This is a genomic window from Rubrivivax sp. JA1055, from assembly GCF_020966565.1.
Lineage (GTDB): Bacteria > Pseudomonadota > Gammaproteobacteria > Burkholderiales > Burkholderiaceae_C > Rubrivivax > Rubrivivax benzoatilyticus.
In genome coordinates, this window is record NZ_JAJKFP010000005.1 from 361,944 (window position 1) to 380,707 (window position 18,764).

The 18,764-nt window shown below is 71.6% G+C and carries 18 protein-coding genes; 5 read left to right on the plus strand and 13 right to left on the minus strand.

Going from position 1 to position 18,764, the window contains the following annotated elements; genetic code table 11:
• Positions 1 to 110: 110 nt before the first annotated feature.
• From LOC65_RS08385 to rsmI, 5 genes are all read right to left on the minus strand, one after another.
• The gene (locus tag LOC65_RS08385) at positions 111 to 1,529 is read right to left on the minus strand and encodes an FAD-binding oxidoreductase (RefSeq protein WP_230247187.1); all 1,419 of its coding nucleotides are present in this window, start codon (positions 1,527 to 1,529) and stop codon (positions 111 to 113) included.
• An 80-nt stretch (positions 1,530 to 1,609) separates the two neighbouring features.
• Complete coding sequence (locus LOC65_RS08390; RefSeq protein ID WP_230247188.1) at positions 1,610 to 2,731, minus strand: 3-deoxy-7-phosphoheptulonate synthase; 1,122 nt, start codon at positions 2,729 to 2,731, stop codon at positions 1,610 to 1,612.
• A 282-nt stretch (positions 2,732 to 3,013) separates the two neighbouring features.
• Positions 3,014 to 4,216 carry a threonine ammonia-lyase gene (locus LOC65_RS08395; RefSeq protein ID WP_164962433.1) on the minus strand — a complete coding sequence of 401 codons (1,203 nt, stop codon included), beginning with the start codon at positions 4,214 to 4,216 and terminating at the stop codon, positions 3,014 to 3,016.
• Entirely contained in the window at positions 4,216 to 5,679 is a 1,464-nt protein-coding gene (tldD, locus tag LOC65_RS08400) for a metalloprotease TldD (RefSeq protein ID WP_164962434.1), read from the minus strand. The genes LOC65_RS08395 and tldD overlap by 1 nt, the downstream gene beginning before the upstream one ends.
• A 74-nt stretch (positions 5,680 to 5,753) precedes the next feature.
• The gene (gene rsmI / locus LOC65_RS08405; protein WP_230247189.1) at positions 5,754 to 6,653 is read right to left on the minus strand and encodes a 16S rRNA (cytidine(1402)-2'-O)-methyltransferase; all 900 of its coding nucleotides are present in this window, start codon (positions 6,651 to 6,653) and stop codon (positions 5,754 to 5,756) included.
• Between rsmI and LOC65_RS08410 the strand changes: the two genes are divergently transcribed.
• Genes LOC65_RS08410 through LOC65_RS08420 form a run of 3 tightly spaced genes read left to right on the plus strand, consistent with a single transcriptional unit; the run spans position 6,646 to position 8,288 of the window.
• Positions 6,646 to 7,032: a YraN family protein gene (locus LOC65_RS08410; protein WP_009856246.1), complete on the plus strand. Its 387-nt coding sequence runs from the start codon at positions 6,646 to 6,648 to the stop codon at positions 7,030 to 7,032. The two genes, rsmI and LOC65_RS08410, sit on opposite strands and share 8 nt — an antisense overlap.
• A 51-nt stretch (positions 7,033 to 7,083) precedes the next feature.
• The gene (locus tag LOC65_RS08415) at positions 7,084 to 7,641 is read left to right on the plus strand and encodes an SIS domain-containing protein (protein ID WP_009856247.1); all 558 of its coding nucleotides are present in this window, start codon (positions 7,084 to 7,086) and stop codon (positions 7,639 to 7,641) included.
• A 14-nt stretch (positions 7,642 to 7,655) separates the two neighbouring features.
• Positions 7,656 to 8,288, plus strand: coding sequence for a BON domain-containing protein (locus LOC65_RS08420; RefSeq protein ID WP_230247312.1), 633 nt, complete (start codon positions 7,656 to 7,658; stop codon positions 8,286 to 8,288).
• Positions 8,289 to 8,328: 40 nt separating this feature from the next.
• Here the strand turns inward: LOC65_RS08420 and LOC65_RS08425 are convergent, their stop codons facing one another.
• The 4 genes from LOC65_RS08425 to LOC65_RS08440 all read right to left on the minus strand — a co-directional run bounded on the left by LOC65_RS08425 (position 8,329) and on the right by LOC65_RS08440 (position 12,221).
• Complete coding sequence (locus LOC65_RS08425) at positions 8,329 to 9,219, minus strand: NAD(P)-dependent oxidoreductase (RefSeq protein ID WP_230247190.1); 891 nt, start codon at positions 9,217 to 9,219, stop codon at positions 8,329 to 8,331.
• A gap of 56 nt (positions 9,220 to 9,275) precedes the next feature.
• Positions 9,276 to 10,412 (minus strand): PilT/PilU family type 4a pilus ATPase, encoded by a 1,137-nt coding sequence (locus LOC65_RS08430; RefSeq protein ID WP_230247191.1) that lies wholly within the window; start codon positions 10,410 to 10,412, stop codon positions 9,276 to 9,278.
• 20 nt (positions 10,413 to 10,432) lie between these two features.
• Positions 10,433 to 10,954, minus strand: coding sequence for a cyclic nucleotide-binding domain-containing protein (locus LOC65_RS08435; RefSeq protein WP_230247192.1), 522 nt, complete (start codon positions 10,952 to 10,954; stop codon positions 10,433 to 10,435).
• A gap of 223 nt (positions 10,955 to 11,177) precedes the next feature.
• Complete coding sequence (locus tag LOC65_RS08440; RefSeq protein ID WP_230247193.1) at positions 11,178 to 12,221, minus strand: type IV pilus twitching motility protein PilT; 1,044 nt, start codon at positions 12,219 to 12,221, stop codon at positions 11,178 to 11,180.
• A gap of 43 nt (positions 12,222 to 12,264) precedes the next feature.
• Here LOC65_RS08440 and LOC65_RS08445 point away from each other — a divergent pair, with 43 nt between their 5' ends.
• A complete protein-coding gene (locus tag LOC65_RS08445) occupies positions 12,265 to 12,957 on the plus strand; it encodes a YggS family pyridoxal phosphate-dependent enzyme (RefSeq protein ID WP_009856253.1) in 693 nt (230 codons plus the stop codon).
• A 25-nt stretch (positions 12,958 to 12,982) separates the two neighbouring features.
• Here the strand turns inward: LOC65_RS08445 and LOC65_RS08450 are convergent, their stop codons facing one another.
• The gene (locus LOC65_RS08450) at positions 12,983 to 13,195 is read right to left on the minus strand and encodes a hypothetical protein (protein WP_009856254.1); all 213 of its coding nucleotides are present in this window, start codon (positions 13,193 to 13,195) and stop codon (positions 12,983 to 12,985) included.
• 167 nt (positions 13,196 to 13,362) lie between these two features.
• Positions 13,363 to 13,863: an Lrp/AsnC ligand binding domain-containing protein gene (locus LOC65_RS08455; protein ID WP_230247194.1), complete on the minus strand. Its 501-nt coding sequence runs from the start codon at positions 13,861 to 13,863 to the stop codon at positions 13,363 to 13,365.
• A gap of 93 nt (positions 13,864 to 13,956) precedes the next feature.
• Here LOC65_RS08455 and LOC65_RS08460 point away from each other — a divergent pair, with 93 nt between their 5' ends.
• Positions 13,957 to 16,956, plus strand: coding sequence for an L-glutamate gamma-semialdehyde dehydrogenase (locus LOC65_RS08460; protein ID WP_230247195.1), 3,000 nt, complete (start codon positions 13,957 to 13,959; stop codon positions 16,954 to 16,956).
• A gap of 31 nt (positions 16,957 to 16,987) precedes the next feature.
• Here the strand turns inward: LOC65_RS08460 and LOC65_RS08465 are convergent, their stop codons facing one another.
• Positions 16,988 to 17,764 (minus strand): tetratricopeptide repeat protein, encoded by a 777-nt coding sequence (locus LOC65_RS08465; RefSeq protein WP_230247196.1) that lies wholly within the window; start codon positions 17,762 to 17,764, stop codon positions 16,988 to 16,990.
• A gap of 16 nt (positions 17,765 to 17,780) precedes the next feature.
• Positions 17,781 to 18,746 carry a tripartite tricarboxylate transporter substrate binding protein gene (locus LOC65_RS08470; protein ID WP_164962440.1) on the minus strand — a complete coding sequence of 322 codons (966 nt, stop codon included), beginning with the start codon at positions 18,744 to 18,746 and terminating at the stop codon, positions 17,781 to 17,783.
• Positions 18,747 to 18,764 lie beyond the last annotated feature (18 nt).

An 18,764-nucleotide genomic window follows, 5' to 3' on the forward strand; every position in this document is an offset into this window, starting at 1 on the left:
ATATCTGCAAAAGTCTTTATTTGACAAAGACTTGCGCGCCTCTTGGGGAGGTTTGGAAACAACCTTGTCAGATATCTCGACAGTCTCTCGGCCGGTATCGAACGAGGCGTTCAGTTCCTGAATATCTTTCCCGGATTGAGTATTTGAAATGGATCAAGCGCCTGCTTGATCGCGCGCATCAGCGCAATGCCGCCGGCGCCGGCTTCCTCTTCCAGGAACGCCATCTTGTGCAGCCCGATGCCGTGTTCGCCGCTGCAGGTGCCTTCCATCGCGATCGCGCGGCGCACCATGCGTTCGCTCATCGCTTCGGCGGTCGCGCGCTCGGCGGCGTCGCCGTCGCGCACCAGGTAGGCGAGGTGGAAGTTGCCGTCGCCGACGTGGCCGACGATGTAGTAGGGCAGGCCGCTGGCCTCGGCGTCGGCCACCGAGGCTTCGACGATCTCGGCCAGGCGCGAGATCGGCACGCAGGTGTCGGTGGTCACCGAGCGGGTGCCCGGGTGCTGCTGCAGGCCGGCGAAGTAGGCCCGGTGGCGTGCGGCCCAGAGGCGGCTGCGCTCCTCGGGCGTGTCGGCCCACTCGAAGTCCTCGCCGCCCAGCTCGGCGGCGATGGCCTGCACGGTCTCGGCCTGTTCCTTGACGCCGGCCGGGCTGCCGTGGAACTCCATCAGCAGCATCGGCGCCTCGCGCAGCGCGAGCCCCGACTGGCGGTTCACCGCGCGCACCGCGTTGACGTCCAGCAGCTCGCAGCGTGCGATCGGCACGCCGAGCTGGATGGTCTGGATCGTCGTGCGCACCGCCGACGCGACGTCGGGGAAGTGGCAGACCGCGGCGCTGACGGCCTCCGGCAGCGGGACCAGGCGCACCGTCAGTTCGGTGATCACGCCCAGCGTGCCTTCGCTGCCGACGAACAGCCGCGTCAGGTCGTAACCGGCGGCCGACTTGCGGGCGCGTGTGCCGGTGTGCACGAGCTCGCCGCGGCCGGTGACGACGGTCAGCGCCAGCACGTTCTCGCGCATCGTGCCGTAGCGCACGGCGTTCGTGCCGCTGGCGCGTGTCGCGGCCATGCCGCCGAGCGACGCGTTGGCGCCCGGGTCGACCGGGAAGAACAGGCCCAGCGAGCGCAGCTCGGCGTTGAGCTGCTCGCGCGTGACGCCGGCCTCGACGGTGGCCGTCAGGTCGTCGGCGTCGATGCGCAGGATGCGTGTCAGACGCGAGACGTCGACGCTGAGCCCGCCCTGCACGGCCAGCAGATGGCCTTCGAGCGACGAGCCGGTGCCGTACGGGATGACCGGCACGCGGTGCTCGCCGGCCAGGCGCACGACCGCGGCAACCTCGTCGCTGCTCTCGCAGAACACGACCGCGTCGGGCGGCGTCACGGGGAAGGGCGACTCGTCGCGGCCGTGCTGCAGGCGCACCGCCTCGGCGGTGCTGCAGCGCTCGCCGAAGCGTGTGCGCAGCGCGGCCAGCAGCGTCTCGGGCAGCGGGCGACGCGCCGCCTGGGCGGCGGCATCGTGGGGGACAGCGCTCATGACCAACTCCTCGCACGCGGCCGGCGCCGCAGCGTCATCGCCTGGGCGGGGCATTCTAGGAGGCCGGTCAGGCGCCGACCTCAGGCCTTGCGCCGCGCGCGAACCGCGGCCGCCAGGCCCTCGAGCACGCCGACCGAGTCGTCCCAGCCGATGCAGGCGTCGGTGATGCTCACGCCGTACTCCAGCGCCGACGCGCGGTCCTTGCCGGCGCTGAACTTCTGCGCCCCGGGCTTCAGGTGGCTCTCGACCATCACGCCGAAGATGCAGCGGTTGCCGGCGGCGATCTGGCCGCCGACGTCGCGCATCACGTCGATCTGGCGCTGGTGCTGCTTGCTGCTGTTGGCGTGGCTGGCGTCGATCATCAGCCGGCACGGCAGCTTGGTCGCCTCGATCTCGGCGCAGGCCGCGGCGACGCTGGCGGCGTCGTAGTTCGGCGCCTTGCCGCCGCGCAGGATGACGTGGCAGTCCTTGTTGCCGCGGGTCTCGACGATCGCCACCTGGCCGTTCTTGTGCACCGACAGGAAGTGGTGCGGGCGCGCGGCGGCCTGGATCGCGTCGGTGGCGATCTTGATGTTGCCGTCGGTGCCGTTCTTGAAGCCCACCGGCGCCGACAGCCCGGAGGCCAGCTCGCGGTGCACCTGGCTCTCGGTGGTGCGCGCGCCGATCGCGCCCCAGGCGATCAGGTCGCCGATGTACTGCGGCGAGATCACGTCGAGGAACTCGCTGGCCGCCGGCACGCCTTCGCGGTTGATGTCGACGAGCAGCTGGCGCGCGATGCGCAGGCCTTCGTCGATGCGGAAGCTCTCGTCGAGGTAGGGGTCGTTGATCAGGCCCTTCCAGCCGACGGTGGTGCGCGGCTTCTCGAAGTAGACGCGCATCACGATCTCGAGGTCGGCGGCGTGGCGTTCGCGCTCGGCCTTCAGGCGACGCGCGTACTCGACGGCCGCGGCCGGGTCGTGGATCGAGCACGGGCCGATGATGACGAGCAGCCGGTCGTCCTCGCCGTGCATGATCTGGCGGATCTTGTGCCGCGTGCCCGACACCAGCGTCTCGACCGGCGTGCCGGCGATCGGGAAGAAGCGGATCAGGTGGTCCGGCGGCGGCAGCGGCGTGACGTCGCGGATGCGCTGGTCGTCGGTCTGGCTGGTCTTCTCGCTCAGCGCGTAGCGGCTCTCGGTCGCTGCGGCGGATTTCGGGCTCATGACGGGGCTTCCTGTGGTCGGGGACGGGGCGAAAAAAAACCGCCGGGGCTGCCGGCGGTTTTCTGGGTTCGCTCGCGTTTCTTCGGGTTACGCGTTTGCCTCTCCAGCCGCCGAACGGGGCGAGAACCAAAAGTACGCGAAGAAGAAGGCGGGCGAACGCATCGGGGTCGAATGTAGCACGCGGTGAGGATTGGGGTCAGGTCTTGCCTTTTGCACGCGGCGACGTTGGCGTCTTGCGCCGAGAGCGTCAGTGCAAAAGGCAAGACCTGACCCCGGCATTCGTCAGTACGCTTGCGCGCCGAAACCGGCGGCCTGCAACGCCTGCACGACGTCGGCGACGTGGCGCGGGTTGCGCGTCTGCAGCACCAGCTCGACCTCGACGTTCTGCGCCGACAGCGTCGAGAACGCGCGCTGGTGGTGGACCTCGTCGATGTTGGCGCCGGCCTGCGCGACCACCGTGGTGATGCGCGCCAGCACGCCGGGCGTGTCGCGCGCGCCGACGCGGATGCGCGCCAGCCGCCCGGCGCGAACCATGCCGCGGCCGATGATCGCCGACAGCAGCATCGGGTCGATGTTGCCGCCGCACAGCACGAGGCCGACCTTGCGCCCGGCGTAGCGCTCGGGCTCCTTCAGCAGCGCCGCCAGGCCGGCCGCGCCGGCGCCTTCGACCAGCGTCTTCTCGATCTCGAGCAGCATCACGATGGCCTGCTCGATGTCGCCTTCGTCGACCAGCACCAGGTCGTCGACCCGTTCGGCGATCAGCGCGCGCGTGATCTCGCCCGGCTGGCCGACGGCGATGCCTTCGGCGATCGTCGTCAGGCCTTGCGGGTGCTGCGTGCCCTTGACGGCGTTGACCATCGCCGGGAACCGCGCGGTCTGCACGCCGATGATGCGGATGTCCGGCCGCAGCGCACGCACCGCGGTGGCGATGCCGCTGATCAGCCCGCCGCCGCCGACGGCGACGACCAGCGTGTCCAGCTCGGGCTGCGCGCGCAGCATCTCCAGGCCGATCGTGCCCTGGCCGGCGATGACCAGCGGGTCGTCGAAGGGGTGCACGAACTCGAGCCTCTGCTCGGCGGCGATCTGCAGCGCGCGCTCGCGCGCCTCGTCGAAGGTCTCGCCGTGCAGCACGACCTCGGCGCCGAAGCCGCGCGTGCGCTCGACCTTCACCGTCGGCGTGTGCACCGGCATCACGATGACGGCGCGCAGCCCCAGGCGCTGGGCGTGGTGGGCGACACCCTGGGCGTGGTTGCCGGCCGAGGCGGCGACGACGCCGGCCACGCCGTGCTGCACCAGCGCACAGAGCTTGTTCAGCGCGCCGCGTTCCTTGAACGAGGCGGTGAACTGCAGGTTCTCGAACTTCAGGAAGACCTGGGCGCCGAGGATCTGGCCGATCGTGCGGCTCTCGACGCAGGGCGTGTCCAGCACGTGGCCGGCCAGGCGGCCGGCGGCGGCCTCGATGTCGGCGTACTCGACGGCAGCCATCAGGCGGTGCCCCCGACGGTCAGGCGCTCGATGCGCAGCGTCGGCTGGCCGACGCCGACCGGCACGCTCTGGCCTTCCTTGCCGCAGGTGCCGACGCCGGTGTCCAGCTCCAGGTCGTTGCCGATCATGCTGACGCGCTTGAGCGCATCCGGGCCGCTGCCGATGATCGTCGCGCCCTTCACCGGGTACTGGATCCTGCCCTTCTCGACCCAGAAGGCCTCGCTGGCCGAGAAGACGAACTTGCCGCTCGTGATGTCGACCTGGCCGCCGCCGAAGTTGGTGGCGTAGAGGCCGCGCTTCATCGACGCGACGATCTCCTCGCGTGTCTTGTCGCCGGCGAGCATGTAGGTGTTGGTCATGCGCGGCATCGGCAGGTGGGCGTAGCTCTCGCGCCGGCCGTTGCCGGTGGGCTTCACGCCCATCAGGCGCGCGTTCAGGCTGTCCTGGATGTAGCTGACGAGGATGCCGTCCTCGATCAGCACGTTGCGCTTGGAGGCCACGCCTTCGTCGTCGACGTTGAGCGAACCGCGGCGGTCGGGCAGGGTGCCGTCGTCGAGCACGGTGACGCCCGGGGCGGCGACCCGCTGGCCCAGGCGGCCGGAGAAGGCGCTCGAACCCTTGCGGTTGAAGTCGCCTTCGAGCCCGTGGCCGACGGCCTCGTGCAGCAGCACGCCGGGCCAGCCGGGGCCGAGCACGACGCTCATCTCGCCGGCCGGCGCCGGGCGGCTCTCGAGGTTGGTCAGCGCCGCGTCGACGGCCTGGCGCACATAGCCTTCGATGACCGCGTCCTGGAAGTAGCCGAGGCCGAAACGGCCGCCGCCGCCGCCGGTGCCGACTTCACGCCGGCCGTCCTGCTCGGCGATCACGGTGAGCGACAGCCGCACCAGCGGCCGCACGTCGGCGGCGCGCGTGCCGTCGGCGCGCGCGACGAAGACGACGTCGTACTCGGCGGCCAGCCCGGCCATCACCTGGACGATGCGCGGGTCCTTGGCGCGGGCGAGCTTCTCGACACGCTCGAGCAGCGCCACCTTCTGCGTGCTGTCCAGCGTCGCGATCGGGTCCATCGGCGCGTACAGCGCACGGCTGGCGGCGATGCGCGGCGCACGCGCCAGCTTGACACGTTTGTTCTGGCCGGCCGCGGCGATCGTGCGCACGGTGCGCGCGGCGTCCAGCAGCGCGGCCTCGGACAGGTCGTCGCTGTAGGCGAAGGCGGTCTTCTCGCCGGCGACGGCACGCACGCCGACACCCTGGTCGATGCTGAAGCTGCCGCCCTTGACGATGCCTTCCTCCAGGCTCCAGCCCTCGTGGCGCGTGGACTGGAAATACAGGTCGGCGTCGTCGACACGATGCTCGGCGATCGTCGCTAGCGCCCGGGCGAGCTGCGCCTCGCCGATGCCGGCGGGTTCGAGCAGCGACGACTGCGCGATGGCCAGGCGTTCGAGGGTGGGTTCGCGGGTGATCATCGGCGCCTCCGGGTGGGGCGCGAATTGTAGGAGTCGCGTCTTGCCCGTGCCGCCGCGGTGGCGCTCGCCTGAGTTCAGCCGCGCCGCGCCAAGGCCTCCTGGTACAGCGCGTTGCGCGGCGCGCCGCTGATCTCGGCGGCCAGCGCGACCGCCTGCTTCAACGGCAGCTCGCGCAGCAGCACCTCCAGCGTCTGCAGCGCCGCCGGCGCCAGCCCTTCGGCCTCCACCGCCGGCAGGGCGTGCAGCACGAGCACGAACTCGCCGCGCACGCGGTTCGCGTCGGCGGCCAGCCAGCCCGGCAGCTCGCCGGCGGCCATCGTCGCCACGGTCTCGAACTGCTTGGTCAGTTCGCGGCACAGCGTCACGTGGCGCTCGGGCGCGCCTTCGGCCAGCGTCGCCGCCAGCGCCTCTATGCGGTGCGGCGCCTCGAACAGCACCTGCGTCGAACGCTCGCCCAGGCAGGCGGCCAGCGCGTCGCGCCGTTCGCCGCCGCGCGAAGGCAGGAAGCCGACGAAACGGAAGCCCGCGCCGACGGTGTCGCCGGCGACGCTGAGCGCCGTGACGGCGCTGCTCGCGCCCGGGATCGGGATCACCCGATGGCCGGCCGCCGCGGCCTGCGCCACCAGCACCGCGCCGGGGTCGCTGACCGCCGGCGTGCCGGCGTCGCTGACGTAGGCCACCGACTCGCCGGCCGCCAGCCGTGCCAGCACCGCGCCGCTGGCGCCTTGTTCGTTGTGGGCGTGCAGCGCGATCAGCGGCTTGTCCAGCCCGAGGTGGCGCAGCAGCTGCGCGCCGACGCGCGTGTCCTCGCAGGCGACGGCGTCGGCGCGGGCCAGCACGTGCACCGCCCGAAGCGTGATGTCGGCCAGATTGCCGATCGGCGTGGCGACGACGTAGAGTGCGCCGGGCGGGAACTGCTGGCCGCCGGCGGCGGCATCGGCTGCGGCGAGCAGCGCGGAGGGCGTGATGTTCAAGGGCGCGTCGGAGCAGGGGACGAAGGCGCTCGGCGATGCCGCCGAGTCTCGGGCGCTGGCCTGGCTGCAAGCGCGCGGCCTGACGCTGCTGGAGCGCAATTATCGGGTCGCACGCGGCCCGCACGCGCGTGGCGGCGAGGTCGACCTGATCCTGCGCGACGCCGACGGCACGCTGGTCTTCGTCGAGGTGCGTTCACGGCGCAGCCGCGGCTTCGGCGGTGCCGCGGCCAGCATCGGCGCGAGCAAGCGGGCCCGCATCGTCTATGCCGCGCGCCACTACCTGCAGCGCTGGCGCGTGCTGCCGCCGTGCCGCTTCGATGTCGTCTGCATTGATGACGGGCGCGTTGAATGGCTTCAGGCGGCCTTCGACGCCGCTTGAACCCGCCGCCGGCGGGGCCGTGCCAACCCCGGGCCTTATCATCCCCCGCCTATGCTCGAGCAGCGGATCCAGCAGCAATTCTTCGACAGCGCCGACCTGAAGTACCAGACCGCCGAGGCGCTCTCGCGCCCGATCGCCGAGGCCTGCGGCGCCCTGGTCGGGGCCATCACCTCCGGCGGCAAGCTGATGATCGGCGGCAGCGGCGCCGCCTCGGCGCTGGCGCTTCACTTCGGCCAGCGCCTCGTCACCGGCTACGAACGCGAGCGCCCGCCGCTGCCGGCGATGGTGCTGGGCGCCGACGCCGAGCCGCTGATCCTGGCGCTGGGCCATCCGGGCGACGTGCTGTTCTGGATCGAGCCCGCCGACGGCGACGGCCAGCTCGCTCGCGCGGCGATCGCCGCGGCGCACGACAAGGACATGACGGTGGCCGGCCTCAGCGCCGGCACCGGGGCGGCGGCTGCGGCCGTCGCGGCGCAGCTCGCCGAAACCGACGTCAAGGTCGCGCTGCCGCACGCCCGCGGTGGCCGGGCGCTGGAACTCCAGCTGCTCGTGCTGCACTGCCTGTGCGACGCGATCGACCTCCAACTGATGGGAGAACAGGAACCGTGAACACCCGACTCGTGATGCGCCCGCTGGCGCTGGCCCTGGCTGCGGCGGCTGCCGCGACGACGCTGTCGGCCTGCGCACCGCTGATCGTCGGCGGTGCGATGGTCGGCGGCAGCATGATGATCATCGACCGGCGCACCTCCGGCGCGCAGGTCGAGGACCAGGCCATCGAGCTCAAGGGCGCCTCGGTCGTGCGCGATCTGGCGACGCTGGGCCACGTCAACGTCACCAGCTACAACCGTATGGTGCTGCTGACCGGCGAGGTGCCGACCGAGGACGACCGCCTGCGCGTCGAGAACGCGGTGCGCCGCGTCGAGAACGTGCGCAGCGTCACCAACGAGCTGGCCGTCGCCGGCAACAGCTCGCTGAGCTCGCGTTCCAACGACCTCGTGCTGACCAGCAAGGTCAAGGCGACCTTCGTCGACGCCAAGGACCTGCAGGCGCCGTCGGTCAAGGTCATCACCGAGCGCGCGACGGTCTACCTGATGGGCCGCGTCACCGAACGCGAGGCGGCGCGGGCCGCGGATCTGGCGCGCTCGGTGTCGGGCGTGCAGAAGGTGGTGCGCGTCTTCGAGGTGATCTCCGAAGCCGAACTCGCCAACCTGCAGAAGGCCACGCAGCCTTCGCAGCCGGCTTCCGGCAACCGCTGAGCGCCTGCGGGGCGGGCCGTGGTGGGCCCGCCGCGCCCGCTCAGCCCAGCCGCTTGATCAGGCTGGACGTGTCCCAGCGGCCGCCGCCCTGGGCCTGGACCTCGGCGTAGAACTGGTCGACCAGCGCCGTCACCGGCACGCGCGCGCCGTTGCGGCGCGCCTCGTCGAGCACCAGGCCGAGGTCCTTGCGCATCCAGTCGACGGCGAAGCCGAAGTCGAACCTGCCTTCGACCATCGTCTTGCCGCGGTTGTCCATCTGCCAGCTCTGCGCCGCGCCCTTGCCGATGACGTCCAGCACCAGCGGCATGTCCAGCCCGGCGTGCCGGCCGAAGGCGATGGCCTCGGCCAGGCCCTGCACCAGCCCGGCGATGGCGATCTGGTTGACCATCTTCGCGAGCTGGCCGGCGCCGCTGTCGCCGATGCGCGTGACGGCGCGCGCGAAGGCCATCGCCACCGGCTTCATCGCGTCGAACGGCGCTTCGTCGCCGCCGCACATCACGGTCAGCACGCCGTTGACGGCACCGGCCTGGCCGCCGGAGACCGGGGCGTCGACGAACTGCAGGCCGCGTGCCGTGGCCGTGGCGTGCAGCTCGCGCGCGACTTCGGCCGAGGCCGTGGTGTGGTCGACGAAGACCGCGCCCGGCGCCATGCCGGCGAAGGCGCCGGTCTCGCCCAGCGTCACGGCGCGCAGGTCGTCGTCGTTGCCGACGCAGCAGAAGACGAACTCGGCGCCGGCGGCGGCTTCGGCCGGCGTCGGCGCGTGGGCGCCGCCGTATTCGGCGACCCAGGCCTGGGCCTTGGCGGCGCTGCGGTTGTAGACGGTGACGCGGTGGCCGGCGCGGGCGAGGTGCCCGGCCATCGGGTAACCCATGACGCCCAGGCCGATGAAGGCGACGGCGCGGGGCGGGACGGTGTCGTAGGTCTTGCTCATCGGCGGGCGGTCTCAGGCGGTGGGGACCGCCGATTCTGCCGCCCGGCCGCGCCGCGTCAGATGACGCGCATGTTCTCCGTGCCGGCGGCGAGGTCGCGGCTGCGCGCGCGCTGGCTGTTGAGCTTGATCTGCAGGCGCAGGTCGTTGACCGAATCGGCGTTGCGCAGCGCGTCCTCGTAGCTGACGGCGTTGGCTTCGTAGAGGTCGTACAGCGACTGGTCGAAGGTCTGCATGCCGAGCTCGCGCGAGCGTTTCATCAGCTCCTTGATCTCGCCGATCTCGCCCTTGAAGATCATGTCCGACACCAGCGGCGTGTTGAGCATGATCTCCACCGCCGCGATGCGGCCGCGGCCTTCCTGGCGCGGCATCAGGCGCTGGCTGACCAGGGCCTTGAGGTTCAGCGACAGGTCCATCAACAGCTGGCCGCGGCGCTCTTCCGGGAAGAAGTTGATGATGCGGTCCAGCGCCTGGTTGGCGCTGTTGGCGTGCAGCGTGGCCATGCACAGGTGGCCGGTCTCGGCGAAGGCCACCGCGTGCTCCATCGTCTCGCGGTCGCGGATCTCGCCCATCAGGATCACGTCGGGCGCCTGGCGCAGCGTGTTCTTCAGCGCCTGCTCCCAGCCGTCGGTGTCGACGCCGACCTCGCGCTGCGTGACGATGCAGTTCTTGTGCGGGTGCACGAACTCGATCGGGTCCTCGACCGTGATGATGTGGCCGTAGGAGTGCTCGTTGCGCCAGTCGACCATCGCCGCCAGCGAGGTGCTCTTGCCCGAGCCGGTGGCGCCGACGAAGATGACCAGGCCGCGCTTGGTCATCGCGATGTCCTTGAGCACCGCGGGCAGGGCCAGCGTGTCGATCGTCGGCAGCGTCTGCGGGATCGTGCGCAGCACCAGCCCGACCTGGCCCTGCTGCATGAAGGCGTTGACGCGGAAGCGCCCGACGCCCTGCGGGCTGATCGCGAAGTTGCACTCCTTGGTGCGCTCGAACTCGGCGGCCTGCTTGTCGTTCATCACCGCGCGCGCCAGCTGCAGCGTGTGCTGGCCGGTCAGCGGCTGTGGCGAGACCTTGGTCACCTTGCCGTCGACCTTGATCGCCGGCGGGAAGTCGGCGGTGAGGAAGAGGTCCGAGCCGTTGCGCGCGATCATCAGGCGCAGCAGGTCGTTGACGAATTTCGAGGCCTGGTCGCGTTCCATCCGTGTACTCCCTTGTCCGATCAGGCGTCGCCGAGCAGCGCCGACAGCCGCGTGCTGGTCTGGCGCAGCCGCAGCGACAGCCGCCGTGCCAGCGCGGCGAGCAGCATCAAGGCCAGCTGCGCGTCGGCGTTCATCAGCGCCAGCAGCTGCGAGGTCTCGAGCACCGCCAGCACGCAGGGCTCGGTGCTGCGGCAATCCGACAGCCGCGGGCCGGCGTCCAGCAGCGACATCTCGCCGAGCACGTCGCCCGGCCGGATCTCGGCCAGCCGCGTGGCCGCGTTGCTGCCCTGGCGCTCGACGACGACCGCGCCTTCGAGCACCACGATCATGAACTCGCCCGGCTCGTCCTGGACGATCAGCCGCTGGCCCGCGCCGACGCGCACGAAGACGAGGTAGGGCGCCAGCCGCGCCATCGACGCCTCGTCGAACGGCCGCCGCCCGCCCGCCCACAACGCCGCCAGCCGCCGCAGCCCTTCGTCCGCGTCGAACGGCAGTGCCCCGACCTGCGCCGCACGCTGCGCCCACGAAGCGGCGTCGCTCATGCGCGTTCCCGACCCAGCGCAGGCGTGCAGAGGGTGGCGAACCGACGGCCTGTCAAGCAGACGCCGCGGACGGGCTTTGCCCGGCCGCTGGCGTCGCCCCCCTGCGGGGCCGAGGCCGGACACGATTCGTCCGGTGGACGAATCGTGCCTGCCGAGGAGCCGGGCCCTTGGCCCGGCGTGGCCTGCAAGGCAGTGCCGAAGGCGCTTCGGGGGGGGGCCATCCCTAGCCGGGGAAGTTCTCGGGAATCTTCGCCTTGCCCCGCGCCTCGGCCGGCGTGATCACGTTGCGGCGCACCAGGTCGGCGAGGTTCTGGTCCAGCGTCTGCATGCCCAGGCTCTGGCCGGTCTGGATGGCCGAGTACATCTGGGCGATCTTGTTCTCGCGGATCAGGTTCTTGGTCGCCGACGTGGCGATCATGATCTCGTGCGCCGCGACGCGGCCCGAGCCGTCCTTCAGCTTGCACAGCGTCTGCGAGATGACGGCGACCAGCGACTCCGACAGCATCGCGCGCACCATCTCCTTCTCGGCCGCGGGGAAGACGTCGACGACGCGGTCGATGGTCTTGGCGGCGCTGGAGGTGTGCAGCGTGCCGAACACCAGGTGGCCGGTCTCGGCGGCGGTCAGCGCCAGGCGGATCGTCTCCAGGTCGCGCATTTCGCCGACCAGCACCGCGTCCGGGTCCTCGCGCAGCGCCGAGCGCAGCGCGTTGGCGAAGGACAGCGTGTGCGGCCCGACCTCGCGCTGGTTGACGAGGCACTTCTTGCTCTCGTGCACGAACTCGATCGGGTCCTCGACGGTGAGCACGTGGCCGTACTCGTTCTCGTTGAGGTGGTTGACCATCGCCGCCAGCGTCGTGCTCTTGCCCGAGCCGGTGGGGCCGGTGACGAGCACCAGGCCGCGCGGCTTCAGCGCCAGCTCGGCGAAGACCTTGGGCGTGCCGAGCTGCTCCAGCGTCAGGATCTTGCTCGGGATCGTGCGGAACACCGCGCCGGCACCGCGGTTCTGGTTGAACGCGTTGACACGAAAACGTGCGAGGCCCTGGATCTCGAAGCTGAAGTCGCACTCCAGCGTGTCCTCGTAATGCTTGCGCTGGGCGTCGTTCATGATGTCGTAGACCATCGAATGGACCATCTTGTGGTCCAGCGGTTCGACATTGATTCGACGCACGTCGCCGTGCACGCGGATCATCGGCGGCAGCCCCGCCGACAGGTGCAGGTCCGAGGCCTTGTTCTTGACCGAGAATGCGAGCAGCTGGGTGATGTCCATGACGGGAGCGCGAGGGCGCCATTCGCCCAGTGATCGAACGATTATGGGCAGCATCGGAAGCAACCTGCAAGAAGTGAAGCGGCGTATCGCCGCAGCCGCGAATGCGGCCGGCCGGGACGCGCAAAGCGTCACGCTGCTGGCGGTGTCCAAGACCTTTCCCGCCTCGGCGGTGAGGGCCGCGCACGGTGAAGGGCAGCGGGCCTTCGGCGAGAACTACGTCCAGGAAGCGCTGGCCAAGATCGCCGAGCTCGTCGACCTGCGGCCCGAGCTCGAATGGCATCTGATCGGCCCGCTGCAGAGCAACAAGACGCGCCCGGTGGCCGAGGCCTTCGACTGGGTGCATTCGGTGGACCGGCTGAAGATCGCCCAGCGCCTGGCCGAGCAGCGCCCGGCCTGGCTGCCGCCGCTGCAGCTGTGCCTGCAGGTCAACGTCAGTGGCGAGGCCTCCAAGAGCGGCTGCGCGCCCGAGGACCTGCCGGCGCTGGCGCATGCCGTCGCCGCGCTGCCGGCCGAGCGTGTGCGGCTGCGCGGGCTGATGGCCATCCCCGAGCCGAGCGAGGACCCGGCGGCGCAGCGCCAGCCGCTGGCGCGGCTGCGCACGATGCTCGCCGCGCTGAACGCCGACGGCCTGGCGCTGGACACCTTGTCGATGGGCATGAGCGCCGACCTCGAGGCCGCGGTCGCCGAGGGCGCGACGCTGGTGCGCGTCGGCACGGCGATCTTCGGCCGGCGCTGAGCCGGCACCGGCTCCTCAGGCCGGCTCAGTACAGCCCCAGCGCCAGCCCGAGTTCGAGCGCCATCGCGGCGACCAGCGCCACGATCGCCATGCCTTCGACGAACGCGAGCTGCCGGCGTTCATGGCCCGGCCGGGGCTCGGGCGGCAGCAGGGCGCCGGGCGGGTACTCGCCGATCCTGGACGAGGCGAAGCGCGAGACGGGGCCGTGTCGCCCCGCAGGTTTGGTGTTCGAGAACATTCGTACTCCCTGTCGTTCCCGATGTCGTCGTGCCGCACGGGCGGCCGGCGCCGATCTAATCATCGTTTTTGGTGAATCGGCACAGGGATCACCCGGCTGCAGAGGGCAGGCCGTGGTGTCGTTCTCGTTTTCAGCGATTCGGCCCGTCGGCGGGCCGCCGGCAGGGCTCAGACCGGGATGCGGGCGCTGTTCTTCACTTCTTCCATCACCGCGTAGGTGCGCGTCTCGCGCACGCCGGGCAGCGTCCAGATGACGGTGCCGATGAACTCGCGGTAGGCGGCCATGTCGGCCACGCGCGTCTTCAGCAGGTAGTCGAAGCCGCCGGCGACGAGGTGGGCCTCCAGGATCTCCGGGCGCACCTGCACCGCCGCCTTGAAGGTGTCCATCACGTCGTGCACCGTGCGGTCGAGCAGGATCTCGACGAAGACCAGCAGCCCGGCGCCGAGCTTGCTCGGGTCCAGCCGGGCCTCGTAGCCGACGATGTAGCCGTCGCGCGTGAGGCGTTTGACACGTTCGAGCACCGCGGTCGGCGACAAATGCACCTCCTCGGCCAGCTTCAGGTTGCTGATGCGTCCGTCGGCCTGCAGCACACGCAGGATGCGGCGGTCGATCTTGTCCAGTTCGCGGGGGCCGGATCGAAGGCCCTGCTCGGTTGTGGCGTCGTCCATCCGTGGGATTCTCGGTCAAACCGGCTTCATTCCGAATCGGATGCGGTGCGTCGGCCCCCACACTGCGCCCGTTTGTCGCCCAGGAGTGCCCCCATGCCCGTCCCGCCGCCGCGTGAACGCCTGCCGTTCCCGTACCGCCCCGAGTCCGAGGCCATCACCGCCGCGCTGGCGTCGCTGCAGGGCGCGCTCGACTGGCCGCGTGTGATCGAGACCGCCAAGCCCTGGGTCGAGCAGGTGCGCGCCAACCCGGCGCCGTTCTGGGCGATGGAGTCGCTGCTGCGCGAGTACCCGATCTCCAGTGCCGAAGGCCTGGCGCTGATGCGTCTGGCCGAAGCGCTGCTGCGTGTGCCCGACGCCGAGACCGCCGTCGCGCTGACCGCCGACCAGCTCGGCCGCGCCGACTTCGACGGCAGCGGCGACGAAGGCCCGCACAAGATGCTGGCCAGCCTGTCGGCGAGCGCGATCGCGCTGTCGAAGAAGTTCCTGCCCGGCGCCGAGCAGCCGGCCGGCCTGATGCAGCGCCTGGGCGCACGCACCGTCGTCGCCGCCACCGTGCGCGCGATCCAGCTGCTGGGCCGCCAGTTCGTGCTCGGCCGCAGCATCGACGAGGCGATGAAGGAAGCCGCGGCGCAGCGCAAGGCGCAACCGATGCTGCGCTTCAGCTACGACATGCTGGGCGAGGGCGCACGCACCGAAGCCGACGCCGCGCGTTATCTCGCCAGCTACGAGAACGCGATCGCCGCCATCGCCGCGGGCCGCGCCGAACGCGGGCCGCTGCCGCCGATGGAAGGCGACGGCATCTCGATCAAGCTCTCGGCGCTGTTCTCGCGTTACGAGGACGCGCAGCGCGAACGTGTCTTCGAGACCCTGCTGCCGCGTGTCTGGACGCTGGTCGAACGCGCCGCCGCCGCCAACCTGAACCTGACGATCGACGCCGAGGAGGTCGACCGGCTGGAACTGTCGCTGGACGTCTTCGACGCCGTCGCCGACCGCATCGCCGCCGCCTTCCCGCAGTGGCAGGGCTTCGGCCTGGCGATGCAGGCCTACCAGACGCGGGCGCTGGCGGTCATCGACGAGGTCGCCGCGATCGCGCGCCGCCATGGCCTGCGCTTCATGGTCCGCCTGGTCAAGGGCGCCTACTGGGACGGCGAGGCCAAACGCGCCCAGGAGCTGGGCCTGCCGGCCTACCCGGTGTTCACGCACAAGCACCACACCGATATCTCCTACCTGGCCTGCGCGCGCGCGATGCTGGGCCACGCCGACGTGCTGTACCCGCAGTTCGCCTCGCACAACGCCGGCACGATCGCTGCGATCCTGCAGATGGCACGTGCCGCCGGCGTGCCCTTCGAGATGCAGCGCCTGCACGGCATGGGCGAGGGCGTGTACCGCGAGGTGCTGAAGGACGGCAGCATCGCCTGCCGCGTCTACGCCCCGGTCGGCGAGCACCGCGACCTGCTGGCCTACCTGGTGCGCCGGCTGCTGGAGAACGGCGCCAACTCGTCCTTCGTGCACCAGCTCGCCGACCCGGCCGTGGCACCCGAGGAGCTGCTGGCCTCGCCGCTGGCGCCCACGGCCGAATCCGGCCTGCCGCTGCCGGCGGCGCTGTACGGCCCGGCGCGGCCCAACTCGGCCGGTGCCGACCTGGCCTGCGAGGCGATGCGTGCGCCGCTGCTGGCGGCCGTCGCCGCGACGCGCGTGCCCGCCGTCGCCGAGGCACGCCCCGAGGACAGCGCCGCCGCGATGGCGCGCCTGGCCGCCGGCTTCGGCGCCTGGAGCGCGCGCCCGCTGGCCGAGCGTGCCGGCGCGCTGCGCCGCGCCGCCGACCTGCTCGAAGCACGCCTGCCCGAGTACTGCGGCCTGCTCGTCAAGGAGGCTCACAAGACGCTGGGCGACGCCGTCTCCGAGGTGCGCGAGGCCGCCGACTTCTGCCGCTACTACGCCGAACAGGCCGAGGCGCGGCTGGGCGAACAACTGCTGCCCGGCCCGACCGGCGAGCGCAACACGCTGCGCCTGCACGGCCGCGGCGTCTTCGTCTGCATCAGCCCGTGGAACTTCCCGCTGGCGATCTTCGCCGGTCAGGTGGTGGCCGCGCTGGTCGCCGGCAACACCGTCGCCGCCAAGCCGGCCGAGCAGACACCGGCGGTGGCCGAACGTTTCGTCGCGCTGCTGCACGAGGCCGGCGTGCCCGAGGACGCGCTGGTGCTGCTGCACGGCCCGGGCGAGACCGTCGGCGCCGCGCTGGTGGCCGACGCGCGCACCGCGGGCGTCTGCTTCACCGGCAGCACCCAGGTCGCGCGGCTCATCAACCGCACGCTGGCGGCCAAGGACGGCGCGATCGTGCCGCTGATCGCCGAGACCGGCGGCCTGAACGCGATGATCGTCGACAGCACCGCGCTGCCCGAGCAGGTGGTCGACGCGGTCGTGCAGAGCGCCTTCCGCTCGGCCGGCCAGCGCTGCTCGGCGCTGCGCCTGCTGGCGGTGCACGAAAGCGTCGCCGACGGCGTGTTCACGATGCTCGCCGGGGCGATGAAGGAACTCTCGCTCGGCGACCCGGCGCGGCTGGCCACCGACGTCGGCCCGGTGATCGACGACGAGGCTTTCGCCAACCTGGAACGCCACGTCGAGCGCCTGCGCCGCGAAGCGCGCCTGGTCGGCGAGACACCGCGCCCGGCGGCCCCGGCGGTGCCGCGCCTGGTGGCGCCGGTGGCTTTCGAGATCGGCGCCGTCGAGGATCTGCGCGAGGAGATCTTCGGCCCCGTGCTGCACCTGGTGCGCTGGAGCGGCGACGTCGAGCAGCTCGTCGCGCGCATCAACGCGCTGGGCTACGGGCTGACGCTGGGTGTGCAGACGCGCATCGACAGCCGCGCCGAACGCATCGCGCACTTGGCGCGCATCGGCAACGTCTACGTCAACCGCAACATCATCGGCGCGGTCGTCGGCGTGCAGCCTTTCGGTGGCGAAGGGATGTCGGGCACCGGCCCCAAGGCCGGCGGCCCGCACTACCTGTACCGCTTCTGCGCCGAGCAGACGCTGACGGTGAACACCGCCGCCGCCGGCGGCAACGCCGAACTGCTGGCCGGGATCGGCCACTGAGCGCGGGAGGCCTCGCGGCCTCCCGGGCGGGTCAGTTGAGGTACATCCCGAGGTAGCGCCGGCCGTGGCTGACGACCTCGGGGTCGGGGCAGACCTCGAACCACTCGACCATCTGCACCCGCGCCTTCTCGCGCCACTCGGCCTTGTCGCGCAGCACGATGTCCAGCAACTGCTCGAACGCGGAGCCGAAGTCGCCGCGGTGGGCGTGCAGCGCGGCGAGCGCAAAACGTGCGTCGAAGCCCTTCGGGTTGGCGGCGATGCGCGCCGCCAGCGCCACCGGGTCGCCTGCGGGCGCTTGCGAAGCCAGCGCCAGGCGCTTCAGCAGCTTGGCGTGGCGCTCCTCGCGTTCGGCTTCGGGGATCGCGTCCAGCAGCGCCTGGGCTTCGGCCAGCGCGCCTTCGCCGAGCAGGGCCTCGGCTTCGTCCAGCGGGCCCCATTGCGGCTCTTGCTCGGGCTGCTCGTCGGCCGGGCCGAGGTGGCGGTCGAGGAAGGCGCGGATCTGGCCTTCGGGCAGCGCGCCCATGAACTGGTCGACCGGGCGGCCGCCGGCGAACAGCGTCACCTGCGGGATGCTGCGGATGCCCATCGCCTGCGCGACCTGCGGCGACTCGTCGGTGTTCAGCTTGGCGAGCACGAAGCGGCCGCCGTAGGCCTGCACCAGCTTCTCGAGGATCGGGCCGAGCGAACGGCAGGGCCCGCACCACGGCGCCCAGCAGTCCAGCAGCACGGGCACGTCGAGCGAACGGTCGAGGACGGCGGTTTCGAAATCGGCGTCGGAGACGTCGTAGGAGAGCGGCGGGGTCGTCATGGCGGTCTGGGTCTTGTCAGTCGAGCCGGACGCCCAGGCGCGTGATCACCGGGCCCCAGCGCTTGATGTCGGCGTCGATCGTACGACGGAAGTCGGCGGCGCTGCCGCCCACCGGCGCGAGGCCCTGCGCGTCCAGCGCCTGGCGCACCGCGGGCTCGCGCAGCACCGTGTTGACGTCGGCGGCGATGCGCGCAATCACCGCCTCGGGCGTGCCGGCCGGCGCCAGCAGGCCGTTCCAGGCCAGCGACTGCACGGCCGGATACCCGGCTTCGGCCATCGTCGGCAGTTCGGGCAGCGAGTGCACGCGCTCGGCGCTGGTCACGGCCAGCAGGCGCAGGCGGTTCGCGCGGGCGTGCGGCAGCAGCGCCGGCGCGACCATGAAGGTCGCTTCGGCTTCGCCCTGGGCCACCGCCAGCGCGGCCGGCGGCGAGCCGTTGTAGGGCACGTGCACGCCGGCGATGCCCGCCTCGTGCAGGAACAGCTCCATCGTCAGGTGCGCCGAGCTGCCGTTGCCCAGCGACGAGTAGGCGATGCCGTCGCGGCGTGTGCGCGCCCAGGCGACGAACTCGGCCACGGTGCGCGCCGGCACACGCTCGGCGTTGACCGCCAGCACGTTGGGCTGCGAGGTCGTCATCACGACGGGCCGCAGGTCGCGCGCCGGGTCGTAGGGCATGCGCCGGTAGAGGAAGGGCGCGAATGCCACCGGGCCGTTGAAGCCGAGTGCGAGGGTGTGGCCGTCGCGTGCCTTGGCCGCGGCGTCGACGCCGAGCATGCCGCCGGCGCCGGGTTTGTTGTCGACGACGACCGGCTGGCCCCAGCGTGCTGCCAGGCGTTCGCCGAGCAGGCGGGCGATCAGGTCCAGCGAGCTGCCCGGCCCGGTCGGCACGACCAGGTGCACGGGCCGCGTGGGCCAGGCGTCGGCAGCACGGGCCGTGGCGGCGCCCAGCGCGGCCAGACCGAGGAGGGCGGTTCGGCGTCTCATGTCGAAACGGGTTGTAAC